The 14,723-nt window shown below is 54.3% G+C and carries 13 protein-coding genes; 4 read left to right on the forward strand and 9 right to left on the reverse strand.

Features of this window, described 5'->3' with window-relative positions; all coding sequences use genetic code 11:
- Positions 1-23: 23 nt before the first annotated feature.
- Positions 24-1,058: an adenylate/guanylate cyclase domain-containing protein gene (locus ADG72_RS02420; protein ID WP_080978635.1), complete on the reverse strand. Its 1,035-nt coding sequence runs from the start codon at positions 1,056-1,058 to the stop codon at positions 24-26.
- A gap of 65 nt (positions 1,059-1,123) precedes the next feature.
- Between ADG72_RS02420 and ADG72_RS02425 the strand changes: the two genes are divergently transcribed.
- On the forward strand, positions 1,124-1,804 hold the full coding sequence (locus ADG72_RS02425) for a Maf family protein (protein ID WP_048711937.1): 681 nt from the start codon (positions 1,124-1,126) through the stop codon (positions 1,802-1,804).
- A 12-nt stretch (positions 1,805-1,816) separates the two neighbouring features.
- On the opposite strand, the gene dapC is transcribed toward ADG72_RS02425, so the two are convergent.
- Together dapC and fdxA are read right to left on the reverse strand one after the other, a co-directional pair.
- Complete coding sequence (gene dapC / locus ADG72_RS02430) at positions 1,817-2,959, reverse strand: succinyldiaminopimelate transaminase (protein ID WP_048711939.1); 1,143 nt, start codon at positions 2,957-2,959, stop codon at positions 1,817-1,819.
- Between the two features lie 8 nt (positions 2,960-2,967).
- Positions 2,968-3,300 carry a ferredoxin gene (gene fdxA, locus ADG72_RS02435; protein ID WP_048711942.1) on the reverse strand — a complete coding sequence of 111 codons (333 nt, stop codon included), beginning with the start codon at positions 3,298-3,300 and terminating at the stop codon, positions 2,968-2,970.
- 52 nt (positions 3,301-3,352) lie between these two features.
- Here fdxA and ADG72_RS08790 point away from each other — a divergent pair, with 52 nt between their 5' ends.
- Positions 3,353-3,667, forward strand: coding sequence for a 2-hydroxymuconic semialdehyde dehydrogenase (locus ADG72_RS08790; protein WP_080978636.1), 315 nt, complete (start codon positions 3,353-3,355; stop codon positions 3,665-3,667).
- 45 nt (positions 3,668-3,712) lie between these two features.
- Here ADG72_RS08790 and typA read toward each other — a convergent pair whose 3' ends face one another.
- Positions 3,713-5,635, reverse strand: a complete 1,923-nt coding sequence (gene typA, locus ADG72_RS02445) for a translational GTPase TypA (protein ID WP_009409153.1) — start codon at positions 5,633-5,635, stop codon at positions 3,713-3,715.
- 112 nt (positions 5,636-5,747) lie between these two features.
- On the opposite strand from typA, the gene ADG72_RS02450 reads away from it, so the two are divergent.
- Complete coding sequence (locus ADG72_RS02450; protein WP_048711944.1) at positions 5,748-6,587, forward strand: D-hexose-6-phosphate mutarotase; 840 nt, start codon at positions 5,748-5,750, stop codon at positions 6,585-6,587.
- A gap of 73 nt (positions 6,588-6,660) precedes the next feature.
- On the opposite strand, the gene ADG72_RS02455 is transcribed toward ADG72_RS02450, so the two are convergent.
- Together ADG72_RS02455 and ADG72_RS02460 are read right to left on the reverse strand one after the other, a co-directional pair.
- The gene (locus ADG72_RS02455) at positions 6,661-7,923 is read right to left on the reverse strand and encodes an alpha/beta hydrolase (RefSeq protein WP_048711945.1); all 1,263 of its coding nucleotides are present in this window, start codon (positions 7,921-7,923) and stop codon (positions 6,661-6,663) included.
- Positions 7,916-10,480: a bifunctional lysylphosphatidylglycerol flippase/synthetase MprF gene (locus tag ADG72_RS02460; RefSeq protein ID WP_048711946.1), complete on the reverse strand. Its 2,565-nt coding sequence runs from the start codon at positions 10,478-10,480 to the stop codon at positions 7,916-7,918. Before ADG72_RS02460 ends, ADG72_RS02455 begins: the two co-directional genes overlap by 8 nt.
- A gap of 190 nt (positions 10,481-10,670) precedes the next feature.
- On the opposite strand from ADG72_RS02460, the gene ADG72_RS02465 reads away from it, so the two are divergent.
- Positions 10,671-11,252, forward strand: a complete 582-nt coding sequence (locus tag ADG72_RS02465; protein WP_048711948.1) for a 1-acyl-sn-glycerol-3-phosphate acyltransferase — start codon at positions 10,671-10,673, stop codon at positions 11,250-11,252.
- Between the two features lie 33 nt (positions 11,253-11,285).
- Here the strand turns inward: ADG72_RS02465 and holA are convergent, their stop codons facing one another.
- From holA to ADG72_RS08425, 3 genes are all read right to left on the reverse strand, one after another.
- Positions 11,286-12,257: a DNA polymerase III subunit delta gene (holA, locus tag ADG72_RS02470; protein WP_048711950.1), complete on the reverse strand. Its 972-nt coding sequence runs from the start codon at positions 12,255-12,257 to the stop codon at positions 11,286-11,288.
- A 72-nt stretch (positions 12,258-12,329) separates the two neighbouring features.
- The gene (locus ADG72_RS02475) at positions 12,330-13,595 is read right to left on the reverse strand and encodes a ComEC/Rec2 family competence protein (protein ID WP_048711951.1); all 1,266 of its coding nucleotides are present in this window, start codon (positions 13,593-13,595) and stop codon (positions 12,330-12,332) included.
- A 227-nt stretch (positions 13,596-13,822) separates the two neighbouring features.
- Positions 13,823-14,614, reverse strand: coding sequence for a ComEA family DNA-binding protein (locus ADG72_RS08425; RefSeq protein ID WP_157857678.1), 792 nt, complete (start codon positions 14,612-14,614; stop codon positions 13,823-13,825).
- Positions 14,615-14,723: the final 109 nt, after the last annotated feature.

The raw sequence follows: 14,723 nt of genomic DNA on the forward strand, positions 1-14,723 counted from the left end.
CAGGTAAAAAAGCAGGCAGTCTTCTAGAGACGATAGGTCAAAAGATAGGGCGAAATCGTTCCAAAACCGCGCAAAGTTGCACTTGGGAACTCTTCTACGTCGTACTCCATCCCCGCTTTACCCGCGGCAATCGCAGCAGCTGTGGTGGGATCCATCAAAATTTTGCCCACTGGAGCGATATCTACCAGGCGCGAGGCCAAATTAACCGTCGGGCCAAACACATCACCTGAACGCGAAAAGACATCACCGCGCACGAAGGACGCACGAACAGGAAGCATCTGATCATCAGCGCCCAGTTGTTCAATAAGTGAAACCGCTACTCGAAGGCCCGTTTCAAGATCATCGGCAATATACATGACCGCATCACCGATCATCTTCACCACTCGGCCACCTGCGTCAGTCACAGCATCGCGAGAAAGTTGCTCAAAACGACCAATGAGATCAACCAGACGCCCACCCAGAATCGTCGACGATGAGGTATACGAAACCATATCAACGAAGCCCAGGGATCGATTCAGCGGGAATCGCGGCTGCAATCCCTCATGTCCACGCGTGGCGATCTCATGATCCATCCGTTTGAGCAGCGCATCCAATTGACGTCGCCACGAATGTCGAAGGAGCTCATCGAACATGTCAACACGCTCACGAATATGGTCGAGGACATACATTCGTGCCGCGGTGTCATCTAAGCCGTAGCGTCGCATCGTGTCTTCAACCAAGGCTTCAACCTGCCACAAGCCCAAACGGTCAGCTAAGTGAGAATTCGCGCGGAGAAGCGAACGCGCGGTCGCCTGATCAATAGCCCCCGAAGCAATAAATTTTGACCACTCGATGAAAAGCCGAGCATCGTTTTCCGTAAAGACCTTTTCTTCGGCGCGCGGGGAGGGGAACCCCATTGCGACCCAGAATTCGCGAACATCCTCGCTGCTGGTCTGCGCCATCTGAGCAAGATCATCAACAGTGAGGGTAGCCGGACCACCAAGGAGGGAAGAGCTATTGGTGTGTGCAGTCGAAAAATCGTGACTCAATCCTGCTTCTTCCTTTACAGCTTCCTCCACGCATGTGGCCTAACACACATTAGTGTAGTGAAGAAAAGCTGAGCCTGCACGGGAAAATTCATAGTATGCACCTTGTATTAGCCTCACAATCTCCTGCCCGCCGACGCATCCTCCAGGAAGCCGGCATCACTCCTATCGTCAAAGTTTCCCAAGTGGACGAGGATTCAATCTTGGATCAGATCCCAAGTGCCTCCCCCGCTGAGAAAGTGTGTGCCCTTGCGAGCGCTAAAGGTAAGGCCGTGGCCTCGGCAATATGCGCGGGAACATTATCGCTGCACGAGGAGGACCTCCCCGAAGGTGAGTGCGTAATAGTTGCCTGCGATTCCATGCTCGAGGCCGGTGGGGAGTTACTGGGCAAGCCTCACGATCCCCAAGTTGCCCTTGCCCGAGTTAAAGCACTTTCCAAGGCACACACAACCTTGTGGAGCGGCCACTACCTGGCGCATCTACACTGCGATAAGGGCGGATGGAAGGTTGCGCGCGAAGACACACGTCCTTCCTCAACCGATATTCACTTTGGCTCGATCAATGACGAAGAAGCCCACGCCTACGTAGCAAGCGGCGAACCCTTAGAAGTCGCGGGTTCTTTCACCATCGACGGATTGGGTGGAGCCTTCATTGAAGCCATTGAAGGCGACCACCACAACGTCATTGGAATCTCACTTCCCTTAATCCGCACCATGATGGCCGATATGGGATTGCAGTGGGTCAGCCTTTGGGATCGAAAAGGCCCTGACGCCCACTAAGCCCCTGAAGCGTCACGCTCGAATTGGCTGGGCGTTCAAACGGCTCGCAGCCTCGGCGACGCGTTCGTCGGTTGCGGTCAAGGCTACGCGCACAAAACCCGCCCCGGCCTCGCCATAAAAATCCCCGGGAGCAACGACAATCCCCCGCTGAGCGAAAGCATCAACGAGCTGCCAGGAATCAAAGTCACCACGAGGATCCCTCACCCACAGGTAAAGACCTGCAGCCGAATCCTTGTCTCGTTCAAGACCAGTACGAGCAATGGCATCGATCAAGATTTCACGTCGACGTGCATAGACCTGACGCTGCACCTCAACGTGTTCGGTGTCCTCCAGCGCGACCCGCATTGCAGCTTGCACTGGAGCAGGAACCATCATCCCCGAGTGTTTGCGCACTTCAATAACAGGAGCAAGAAGCTCAGGATCTCCATACATCAAAGCCGCACGGTAACCAGCTAAATTCGACTGCTTAGACAGCGAATACAGCACGATCAGCGAACGAGGATCTCCATCACAGACACGTTCATCGAGCAGCGAGGGAACGCCCTCATGAAGGAAAGGCTCCTCCCATGCCAAAGCCGAGTAGCACTCATCAGAAATCACGACTGCGTCATGACTGCGAGCCCACTGGACGACCGTACGCAGCTCATCAAGCGTGAGGACATGGCCATCGGGGTTGCCCGGCGAGTTCAGCCATACAAGTTGAGCATCGGGCCACGACGAAGGATCTGTCGGGTCAACCGGAAGTGGAGTCGCTCCCGCTAAACGCGCGCTAATGTCATAGGTCGGATACGAGGCCTGCGGGAATAAAACCGTATCTCCGGGACGCACTCCCAGAAGGAAGGGAAGCCATGCGACAGCTTCCTTGGAGCCGATAGACGGCACAACGCCCTGCAATCCGACGTCCACCATGTTCCGCCGCTTTCCCCACGCAAGAATCGCATTGCGAAGCTCAGGGCTGCCAATCACGGTCGGATATCCCGGCGCATCCGCGTGCTCTTGAAGCGCATCCTGAATAAGTGCGGGAGTGGGATCAACCGGAGTTCCAATCGACAGATCGCACACACCACGGGGATGCTCAGCTGCCCGTTTACGGTAGGGGGCGAGCTGATCCCAAGGGAAAGAAGGCAGATCAAGTGGGCGCGGAAGGACGCTCATGTGTTTCCTTACTTATCCCAATCTTCGTTCTGCGGAGGAAGGTCGCTGATCCACTGAACATCGAAGGACTGAGGACCGGTCTTCTGAGCACCACCCGGGCTGCCCAGATCAACGAAGAAATCCGCGTTGGCCTGCAGGTAATCGGACCATTCACTGGGGAGGTCATCCTCGTAGAAGATTGCTTCGGTCGGGCAGACCGGTTCGCACGCACCGCAGTCCACACACTCATCGGGGTGGATGTACAGGGTACGCTCGCCCTCGTAAATGCAGTCGACGGGGCACTCATCAACGCAGGCCCGGTCCTTAACATCAACACAGGGCTGGGCAATGACGTAAGTCATTAATTCCTCCTTGGACTGGGTTAGACAACCACTTCATTCTATTATCGCCAACATGAAGACCCACGCGAACGAGCAGCCTTCTTCCCCCGAAAATAGCGAGAAGATAGGTCCTGCAGAGCATGCCCAAGCAGAAGCTTTTACGCGACAAGAAACGCACGCAATTCCCAATCTTCCGTGGATGCAATTGGGAGTGGGCTCCCGCGTGGTCGTCCGCTATCGTCTAGACGATGGTCTACACGATGCGCTGGGAACGCTCATCGAAGCTGCCCCAACCCACGTGATCATCGAGACCCGACGCGGCCAGGTTCGCGTCGATGCGCGAACCATGGTCACCGGGAAGCGCGTCCCTCCCCCACCGCAGATCTAATCTGAACTTCAGTTGGCGTAGAAGGTCTATCAGGGCCGAAGGGACTTAGTCCTTGTTCTGACGACGCTCGCGAGCGGCAATCTTGAAACGCTCTTGGGCGTCCAAGACGACCTTACGCACGCGAACGGCCTCGGGAGTCACTTCAACGCACTCATCGTTAGCCGCAAACTCCAGGGACTCTTCCAAGGTGAGTTTGCGAGAAGGCGTCAAGGACTCGTAAACATCAGCGGTCGCACTACGCGTGTTGGTTTGTTTCTTTTCACGGCAGATATTGACATCCATATCCTCGCCGCGAGGATTCTCGCCAACAACCTGGCCTTCATAGACCTCCGAACCCGGCTCAACAATGAAGGAGCCACGTTCTTGAAGATTCGTCATCGCGTAGGGAGTCGCCTGGCCTGCTCGGTCGGCAACAAGAGAGCCAGTCAAGCGCTGCTCAATTGCGCCCTGCCACGGAGCATAGCCTTCGGCGATCGACGAGGCGATACCGGTACCGCGGGTCTCAGTGAGGAAACGCGTACGGAAGCCAATCAAGCCTCGGGCGGGAACGACAAATTCCAAGCGAATCCAACCCGAACCGTGGTTTGCCATGGTCTCCATGCGGCCCTTGCGCTGAGCCATCAGCTGGGTGACCGAGCCGAGGTATTCCTCGGGGATATCAATGGTCATACGTTCCATGGGCTCGCTGCGCACGCCGTCGATGGTCTTGGTGACGACCTGCGGCTTACCAACGGTGAGTTCGAAGCCTTCACGGCGCATCTGCTCAACAAGAATTGCCAGAGCGAGTTCACCACGTCCCTGAACTTCCCACGCATCGGGACGTTCTGTGGGCAAAACTCGAATGGACACGTTACCGATAAGTTCACGATCCAAGCGATCCTTCACCTGACGCGCGGTCACCTTTGCGCCCTTGACTCGTCCAGCCATGGGAGAGGTGTTAATACCGATCGTCATCGAGATCGCGGGATCATCAACGGTGATCAAGGGCAAGGGGCGAGGATCGTCGAGGTCAACCAGTGACTCACCGATAGTGATGTCTTCGATGCCAGCTACTGCAACGATATCGCCGGGCTCAGCGGTTTCAGCAGGAAGGCGCTCCAGGCCTTCGGTGCGAAGAAGCTCGGTGATTCGAACAGGCTTGATCGTCCCGTCGTGGCGGGCCAGACCAACGGTTTCACCCTTGCGCAGAGTGCCGTTGTGGATACGCAGCAGGGCGAGGCGGCCAAGGAAGGGCGAGGCATCGAGGTTCGTCACGTGCGCCTGCAGGGGTGCACCTTCCTCATATTCGGGGCCGGGGATACGCTGAAGGATCGTCTCAAAGAGAGGCTCGAGATCCTCGGTGGGGATGTTGCCGTCGCCGGGGTTGGTCAGCGAGGATTTCCCTGCCTTTGCCGAGGCGTAGACAACGGGGACATCCAGCAGCGAGTCAACATCGGCATCCACGCCTTCGCTCATGAGGTCCTCAGCCAATGCAAGAAGCAGGTCCTGGGTTTCCGAGACGACCTCGTCGATACGCGCATCGGGACGGTCAACCTTATTGACAACGATCACGACGGGAAGCTGGGCTTGAAGGGCCTTGCGAAGAACGAAACGGGTCTGCGGGAGGGGCCCTTCAGAGGAATCGACAAGGAGAACGACGCCATCGACCATGGACAGGCCTCGTTCAACTTCACCACCAAAGTCAGCGTGTCCGGGGGTGTCGATGACGTTAATGACCACGCCACCTTCGAGCCCAAGCTTTTGAGCAGCGGGACCGCGATAGTGGACCGCAGTGTTCTTGGCGAGAATCGTAATGCCCTTTTCGCGTTCAAGATCGCCTGAATCCATCACGCGTTCGCCGGTCTTCTCAACCGTATCGCGCTCATTGAAAGCACCCGACTGCCACAACATCGCATCAACCAAGGTGGTCTTGCCGTGGTCAACGTGTGCAACAATCGCGACATTTCGTAGATCTTCGCGGATGGTCATAAAGCTCCCTATACATTCTCGACGCGTATCACAGCTAGCTTATCGCCGTTTTTGAGGAAGTCCCTTGTTCGGAGGGCTATGTGTGAGGCGTTACTCGCGCTATCCTTGTCCAATGACAAACCGACGCGTCTATCGCGCCAGCAATGACTGCTGTGATGCGAGCTTTTCAGATTCAGGTGCGCAGATCCTTACATGGCAGCCTTCCGGCACCGAGCCTGTCCTGTGGCTCTCCGAACGTTCCCTGCCTTGGGCATCGACGCCCGCACGGGGAGGAATTCCGATCTGCGCACCATGGTTTGGTGTTGCGACAGCTTCCTTGGCTGCACCCGGATCCGAAGCACAAAACCACGGATTCCTAAGAAATGCAACGTGGGAACTGATGGAACGTAGCGATTCCCGTGCAGTTCTTGAATTCGTTTACAAACCATCCACAAACGCTGAGATGGCGAAATTCCCCCATCGTTTCACCTCGAAACTTGAGGTCACTTTCGGGGAGGAACTTCACCTAGTGCTTTCGATGAAGAACACCGATGACGAAGCCTTCTACGTTGATGAAGCCTTGCATTCCTATTTCAATGTTTCCGATGTGCGTGAAATTTGCATTCACGGCCTCGAAGGAGCAAACGAACTGGATACTGTCCACGACACTCAAGGCACTCACGAAGGTCCGCTGACTTTCACTAAGGGTCGCGTCGATTCGATCTTCGATACAAGCAATGGAGCAATCATTGAAGATCCTGGTTTCAAACGACGGATTATTATTGAAAAAGACCACTCTGCATCGACAATCGTTTGGAATCCTGCCGAATCCAAAGCAGCGGACATGCACCACGAGGACTGGAAACACTTCGTCTGCGTCGAAGTAGGCAATATTCGTCGCAATGCGCTACTCCTTCGCCCGGGGCAATCTCACTGGATGTCCTTGACTATCAAGGTTGAAGAACTCGCATAGGCGAGATCTTCACTGACGCGCCCCGCTGATCCCCCGAGCTAGTCGAAGAATCTCTTTCTGATTGCCGTGGTTCCTACAGCCCGAAACGCTGTGCGAGCCACGGCAATCCGTCTTCGAAGGCCGCACTCCAGACCTTCCAGGAGTGCCCACCCGAATAGGTCCGCGTCTCAATGCTCATCCCCGATTTCTCCGCAGCGTGATCAACCTCGATGAGCCCTTCTTTAAAGGCGGTATCAGAGTCACCCCACGAGATGATACCCGCGCTTTCCTCATAGCGATTATGACTCATCAGATGCACGGGATCATTCGCTTCGTAAAGCGCTCGGGAGCCGTCAAATCCATCCGAAATCGTTCGCTCTTCATTACCAAGTTGCGGATGCGCTTCGCCTGACATATCAAGGAAGCTGCGGTACAACTCGGGAGCACGGGTCACCACTTGGAGCGCGCAGGTGCCTCCCGAAGAAAGACCCGCAACGGCCCACTGTCCCGGATCAGAAGAGACGGTGAAATTAGTGTGCAACCAGGTTGGGACGTCCTTTTGTACATAGGTCGCAACTTTCCCGTGCGAGGTATCGGAGCACAGAGGATTCGCTGTTTGACTGCCGTAAACATCCACGACAGCAACGATGGGGGCACGACCATCATGCCGCGATGCAAATTGATCCATCGTCTGGGGAAGTTTGCCCAAAACAAGCCAATCTTGAGGCGTACCTGGCTGGCCAGACATCAGCACAATGACCGGGAGCTGCGCACTTGGATCTTTGAAATATGAAGGTGGAAGATAAACAATGGCTTGCCGAGGAGTGAAAGACGAATCCGAGGCGGGGATATTGACACGGACAAACGCTCCCTCTGTACTGCGCGCCAGAGCGGCAGCATCATCAGGGCTTTTTAGTTCATTCCAAGAAATTGTCTGTACTCCCCCACCAACGACTTCCGCCATGGTGGGATAGGCCTCGAAATGATAGTTAATCCCCAGAGCAGCTCCGATCGCCATAAGCATCCACGCGCACACCCCGGCCAGAAAACGACGAATCCAGTGACGGCGGCGGAAGAGCGCGACGATAATCATCAGTGCAGCAATAAGGGCTGGAGCCGCCCACAACCATGTCACGCGCCCCAATCCCTCAGCAACCGGATGCCAGACCCTTTCGACAAGGTGATGGACAGTAACAAGAACGATGGCACCGCCAAAAGCGCTCACAAAGCGCGCCTTCAGGGAAAACGGCTTCATGACAAAAAACCACACCCAGGCAGCGGATGCAAGGATCAAGGCTGCAGCGATCGGCAGAATCCATACGCGCAGAAGCGGAAATAACTTGAGAAAACTAATCACGTGACACCAACTTTGCTGCGACCCCCACGGCACTGGCTGCACTCATGCTTGGCAAATAAGCATGAGCAATTGCCAGACCAACTGCAGGCGCATTCGCGATGTCGGGAATTGCAAGATAGAGGGGAACGAAACGAACCTGGAATTTCTTCTTATAGGCCAGCAATGAGCGGAAACCATAAACGGGTTCCATGACGCTCCCCATCACATCAAGAACGGGGGCAAAAGCAAAGTGTGAATCCGCCAGTTCTGCACTTTCCTCGCATTGGCCCGATTCTGCTAGAGGCGCACCGGACAAGGAAATGAACTGAAGTCCCTCATCTTGCGCCAGAAGAGCAGCTTGGCCAATAAGAAAGTCAATCGCCAGACGGAAACCTGAGTCATCTCGACGCATCACATCTAGGGTCAGGCCGATCACTTTGCCACCTGAGTGGACTGGCATCCACGAGGTCACCGCATGGATGCGCTCTTCTTCATCAAGAGCCAGTAGAAGGCGCGTATCCGAGTCATTAATTTCGCGCAGACCGCCCAGGGTAAAGCCCATTTCAGGAAGGGCCTTCTCATCGGCCCATGCCTGACAGATCGCATCAACCTGTTGCTTCAGTTGAGAGGACAGACTTGGATATGACGCCCACTCGGCTCGGATTCCCTCGCGCTTTGCATGATTGAAAGCGGTGCGCACATCTTGGAATTTCTTACCCTTAAAGGCAAGATCGCCCAGATCAATAATTGCTTCCTCAGCAACCTTGACGGTAGACCAGCCCAAACGATGCGCTTCTCGCGCCCACTCTTCGTGGACCGAATAGAGTGCCGGGGTCAGTGCTGCATCGCTTGCAAAGCGAGCAAACTGTGAAATTACTGCTGGAATATTCTCATCCGCTGCGGCACATTGCGTCAGTGTCAGCGCCACGCCAGATACTTGGCGGTAGGACACTGCCGCGCGTTGGTCGGGACTAATCCACGTCGAGTTTCCTGGCCATGCGAGCATCCACCCCAATGAGCCTGCGCCGTGCTGGCGCAGAAGACCGATTAACTCGTCATCTGCATCATGTTGAAGTTCAACCGGTGCAAGGAAAACCCTAAGAAGGCAAACAGCAATGACAATCCACACCAGCGTGGGAATCCACACTGTCGAAATTGAGGCAAGGAAGGTTGTTGCATAGATCGGAGTATCGATGAGCCACTGTGCACCTGCAGGAGCGTATGAGACAACGTAGGCTTCAAAAAGGCTCAGCAAATCCGCTTCGGGAACAAACTGGTCAGGAATTAAAACCCCTATGACAAGGGCTGCCAGCGTGCCAATCGCAGCAGAAACAGCAATGACAAATGCACTGCGTACCCAGTAGCGTCGGGCAATTCGTACCTGGAACGCAGAGGAATTCCATGCGGTCAGCAGAAGCATCGCCAGGGGGAAAGCAACGCTGATCAGAAGCTTACTCATAGGAATAGGAGCGATAAAAAAGTCATCGCTGTCGAGTCCCTGTGCCTCATTGACCGTGAGCGCGAAAACCATGATCTGCGCAACGCCAATAATCGCGAGCACGCTCTGAAGAAGCAGGGTGCCCACCCAAGCACCACGACGGCCTCGGAAAAGACCAAAAGCCAAAACCAACTGAACCACGAAAGGAATCGAGGCCAAGATTAACGGCGCATAAAGCATCAAAGAATTGCCGTAAATCTCTTTGACACAGCTCATGGGATCGCTGCTTTGCTGGCACAGCGCCCACATATACTGCTGGATGGCAAGCTCGGGAGAAAAAGCAGCGCGATCAAAAGCTAGGAAACCGTGACTGCTGAAGTTCCAGATCGAGCTCACCGCTCCCAAGGTAGCGGCAGTGATCACCAAGGGGATCACTCGACGGACCGGATCTCCAATTCCCAGCATCGAACGCCCTCGGTTCGACCAGCCAATTGTGAAACCACCGATGATCCACCCGCATAGGAAGGCGATTAGGCGCGCCAGCGCACCCGCAGTCGAAGAGAATGCCAAGAGGGCTCCCAAGACGACAAGTGCACCAATTCGAGTGCGCCACGCCCACAGGCGATCCATCTTTGCGCTTGCAGTTCCAAGCAACGCAGTGAGGATCAGGCTTGCTCCTGTCAACGGACCACTGACCAGCGGGTATAGACCACTTTGAGAGATTCCCTTTACTAGAGCAACGAAGGCCCACATCCCCGCTAAAGACATAGGAAGGGCGATGACCGCAGAAAGAAGCCAAATTCGCGACCCGAGGAAACGTTCAAGAAGGCCACCGATGATCGCCATCATGAGGGCGGCATTGATCATCATGCCAATCGAAGGACTCCACACAACCGTCGTCACAATGGTGAGAGGCCGAATTGCACCGCCCTGCGCCGCAAGAGATTGATTCCAGTGACCGTGGCTAAAGTGGGCAGCAATCCCGACAAGCATAATGATCAACGTCAGGATGATCGAGCATGGCGCTGTCCAAAACCAGTTGAGGAGAACCGGGAAGCTTCGCCTCCAGACACGCGAAAAAGCAGATGCCAAATGCGCCTGAGGAGCCTCGTCAGCCTTGGGTTCGGTTTCGGCGCTCATGAAACTCCTTCTGGCAGACAAACTTCAACTCTCTTTTTTGATCTTAGATCGTGCTGCCCTCAACTCAACTCGAAGAAGGCAATTATCAGGGTGCAATCAGGGACAATTTCAGGGGGATCACTCACATGGAAAGGCCCAACTCCGTCAATCCCACGTACACTGACTGCGGCAGAACAAGGAAAGGACGCACATGGGATTGCGTAAAGTACTGGCTCACACAGTCATGCATCTATCAAGATGGACTTTCGCACCTGAGTTTCCTCTTCCCGATCGCTGTTTGGTCATCGGTGCACCTCACACGTCAAATTGGGATGGCTTCTACATGGTGATGGCGATGTGGGCCGTCGAGCGTCCAGTGTCTTTCCTGGTCAAGAAGAATCTCACCGATGTCCCTGTTATTGGAAGTTTCGTGAAGGCGATTGGCGGGATTCCCGTTGACCGCGAACATCCGGGGCACCTTGTTGAGCACATCATTTCCCTTGCTGAATCCAAAGAGCATTTCGTTCTGGTCATTACCCCGAAGGGAACCCGTTCCGTTCGTCCCTATTGGAAGTCTGGTTTCTACCGAATTGCGATGGAAGCTGATCTTCCTATTGTTCCCGGTTTCATCGATGGCGCGAAGCGTCGCTACGGGTGGGGTGAACCAATGCGACTCACCGGCAACCGCCGTAATGACATGGACAAAATCCGCGATTTCTATAGTGGGCTTGTAGGGATTCGCCCAGAAAACACGAGCGTCCCCAGGCTGCGCCATGAAGACCCTGAAGACTAAATTTCCCGAAATTTTTGCACTTAAGTCAGTGCTTTAGCCGCGGTGGAGCCGACACAGAGTCATGACCAGTTTCTCAACTGCACCCTGTGGGTCCTTCGATGCGCCTTTTGTGTCTTCGTCAGCTTGTGCAATTGCAGTGATTGCCGAGGCCAAAGCGGGGTCGGGCCATGCGCGAAGTTCACGTCGAGCTCGTTCTGCTTGCCAGGGCGACATCCCTAGGTTCTTTCTTCCCAAAGAAGCAGAAACTTTAGCCATTGCACGAAATTTCATTGCAATTGCGGCAACGAGCTGTGCCGGCGCGCTTCCGGTCGCATAGGCATGGCGAACCAAAGTCAGAGCCCGTGCCGCGCGTCCATCGATAATCGCATCCGCGACTTCAAAACTTGTTGCTTCAACACGCCCGGAGTAGTACTTCCGCACGGCATCAAGCGTAATTTTCCCTTCAACATCGCTGAGGAGCTGTGCCACCGCGGCCGCGAGCGCGCTCAGATCATTACCTAGGGCATCCACTAAAGCCTGAGCCGCCTCAGTTTCTATGCTGCGATGGGCTTGTCGCACGTCGGAGCGGAGAAAGTCGAGCTTGTCACGATCATTCTTTAAAGGCTCTGCAGGAATCACGGGAAAGCCAGCTTTAGCAATCGCATCGAGCAGCTTCTTCCCGCGGGCATTGCCGCCTGGATGGCGCATGAAAATCCAGACATCGGCCGCAGGGGCGGATACATATGCCTGAAGGTCAGCCGCTAAGGCATCCGTCATATTCTCCAGGTCGGGAATGATGATCATTCGGCTTTCACCAAAAAGCGAAGGTGAAGTCAAAACATCGAGTTGCCCTGCTTGATAGGTGCCAGCTGATAGATCTGTTCGTTCAAGGGCAGGATCAACCTCATGTGCCTGACGACGTAACTCGCTTAATGCCCGATCTGCCAGTAAGCTTTCGCTTCCTTTGATGAGGACGAGGGGGGCAAGTGTTGGAGATACCGGTGCCGCCTGTGTTTTGGCTGCCATAGCTCTCCTTTGTTAATCGTCACCATCTTTTCTGAAGCAATGCCCTCTAAGTGTGGCATGTTCTGTTTGCCTCTACGAGGAGAAGCGCCGAATTTTTACCCTCACCACCCAGATCAGCAGGAGAAGGATCAGCGCAGTGATAAGACCAGACCACTCTCCCACCGAGATTCGCGCACCTGGAAGTGCAGACAATCTGGAGGCAACCGCTGATATCCAGGCGGTTCCCCAAGACGTTAACCATGCGCATGCATAGCCAAGAGCGGGCCATATTTGAGCTGCAAGTGCTGAGATAAAACACCCTACGGTCACAGGAGTTACCAATGGTGCGATCAGTAGCTGAGCAGGTATTGCCCATGGACTGACCCATGAGTTCATCGACAGCATGATCGGAAGCGTAGCTAGTTGGGCTCCCAATGGGACACTGATGAGTTTGGCACTCCATTCAATTCCTGACCGGATGCATTGCGGAATCGGTCCGACTTGGGATACCCCAGTCTCAATCCAACGTGCAGGAACGCTTACTCCCCAGGTTGCAAGCACTGAGAGTGTAAAGCCCAAGGCACAGGCATCGTAGGGTGATATCAGGCAGGCAAGGATAATGACAGTGCTCAACGATGAGTAAATTCCGCCTTCTCTATTACTCCACATTCCAATAAAACCGATCACGCTGACCGCAAAGGAACGCAACACCGAAGAAGCGGGGCCAACAAGTCCAGCGAAAAGCAACAGAACTGAGATTTGGGTAATGATCGCTATGCGGCGTTTCTTTGTTGCAAGAAGACCAACTGTCATCATCAAAATCGACATATGAGTACCTGACACTGCTGTGAGGTGCGCAAATGACACGGTCTTCATATCATCACGCATTTGAGCACCGGCTTGGTGGTCATCTCCCAGTGACATTCCTGGTATCAGCGCACGTGCATGCTCCGGCAGTGTCACAACGATCTTCTCGAGGTTCCTCCTAACACCTTGAGAAATACGCGTCCAGCGATCGTTTGGAGGACTACGATCCCACGATTTGACTCGAAGTGCGCCCACATTCGGAATGGCGTGAGCCCAATTAAGATCGCAGGTCCCACTAGCAAGAACTCGATCTCCGCGTCGAAGTGTTCTCAGAGATTCGCTGGTGGATACAAGGAGAAAACCCAGATGTTCTTTATCTCCAAGAAAACGAGCACGAACGTAGTAGCTCGCTTGTTTTCTCTTATCCGTTGCGTTCTTTCCTTCACGTACTTCGCCAAGCAGAACAAAGGAAGCATCGCGAAGTTCCTTTCCTTGCGCGCATAACTGCCTTGCTTCGTCTTCCCAGCTCGTTGCGCGACTTGAAGAGATCACAATGCACGTGCAGCACAGGCATATCGTGACAATGAATAGAGGAGCATATTCACTGACCCGTTCTCTTCCTAACCCCTGGAATCCTCGTGGGGCTAGAAGCAAAGGGAAGAGAAAAGCAATGCATATTCCGGCGCATAGAAGAAACGGAGCCCTGTTCAGTGCACCCCAGGTGCATAGCCAGGATGAAATCGCTAAGGGTACCAAGCGGATATCAATAGATGAAGCCCTCACGAGCAGGCACCAATTCGAATTTTCTCCAGTATCGAAGGTCCAATTCCTGGAACTGCAACTAAATCGTCCACACGTGTGATCGGATGAGACTTTCTATAGGTGACGATACGCGCGGCCAACGCCGGTCCAACCCCATCAAGTCCCTGTAGTGTTTGAGCATCTGCTTGAGTGACGTCGATGCAGGTGGCAGCTTGACCGGATGAAACTTCATCCTGTGCCTTTGAGGAGTTCAAAGAGGGAACCTTGATCTGTTCCCCATCAACGACCAACCTGGCAAGGTTAACGCTGTCACGATCTGCGTCTTCGGTAAAACCTCCAGCTTGATCGACAGCCTCCGAAACGCGAGAACCATGTTTGACACGGACAACTCCAGGAGTGCGCACTTGTCCTGTCATATGAACCATCACCTGGCCGCTAAAACCACTTTCCTCCGCACCAGACTGGTGAATTCCTGAGCTCGAGGAGGAGATAGATCCGGTGCGATCGGCATGTGTACTCGGAGATTCGGCATCAGAAGCCAACAGATTGTCTTCTTCTACGCGACTATTCCAGGTATGGACAGCCCCTGCAATTAGGGCAACAAACAGGCAGATCGCAATAAATACTCGAGCGGTACGCCATCGCCAGCTCCAGCGCAGGCCTCGCCCCTGATTTTCATCATCGCCTTGAGGATCTTCTTGCTCGACGCTCCTATCCTCATCCTGATCGGCCATGGCAGACTGAGAGGCAAAGACTATGCGTTCCAAGTGTCTTCTACGGCTCAGATGAGATTGCAAGTGTGAATCCATGCCTTCAGTGTGTACGTCTCCCCACTCCAGTTCAGGGTCCGTGAGCACTTCTGTGAATGAATCCTTGATTCACATATTTTGTGGATAATTTTGCGTTACCAAGAATGAG

Source organism: Trueperella pyogenes, from assembly GCF_001070855.1.
Lineage (GTDB): Bacteria > Actinomycetota > Actinomycetes > Actinomycetales > Actinomycetaceae > Pauljensenia > Pauljensenia pyogenes_A.

Excerpts from the sequence above, each read along its gene's own strand:
- ADG72_RS02425 (WP_048711937.1), top strand. The coding sequence starts at position 1,124 with ATGCACCTTGTATTAGCCTCACAATCTCCTGCCCGCCGACGCATCCTC.
- dapC (WP_048711939.1), bottom strand. The coding sequence starts at position 2,959 with ATGAGCGTCCTTCCGCGCCCACTTGATCTGCCTTCTTTCCCTTGGGAT.
- fdxA (WP_048711942.1), bottom strand. The coding sequence starts at position 3,300 with ATGACTTACGTCATTGCCCAGCCCTGTGTTGATGTTAAGGACCGGGCC.
- ADG72_RS08790 (WP_080978636.1), top strand. The coding sequence starts at position 3,353 with ATGAAGACCCACGCGAACGAGCAGCCTTCTTCCCCCGAAAATAGCGAG.
- typA (WP_009409153.1), bottom strand. The coding sequence starts at position 5,635 with ATGACCATCCGCGAAGATCTACGAAATGTCGCGATTGTTGCACACGTT.
- ADG72_RS02450 (WP_048711944.1), top strand. The coding sequence starts at position 5,748 with ATGACAAACCGACGCGTCTATCGCGCCAGCAATGACTGCTGTGATGCG.
- ADG72_RS02460 (WP_048711946.1), bottom strand. The coding sequence starts at position 10,480 with ATGAGCGCCGAAACCGAACCCAAGGCTGACGAGGCTCCTCAGGCGCAT.
- ADG72_RS02465 (WP_048711948.1), top strand. The coding sequence starts at position 10,671 with ATGGGATTGCGTAAAGTACTGGCTCACACAGTCATGCATCTATCAAGA.
- holA (WP_048711950.1), bottom strand. The coding sequence starts at position 12,257 with ATGGCAGCCAAAACACAGGCGGCACCGGTATCTCCAACACTTGCCCCC.
- ADG72_RS08425 (WP_157857678.1), bottom strand. The coding sequence starts at position 14,614 with ATGGATTCACACTTGCAATCTCATCTGAGCCGTAGAAGACACTTGGAA.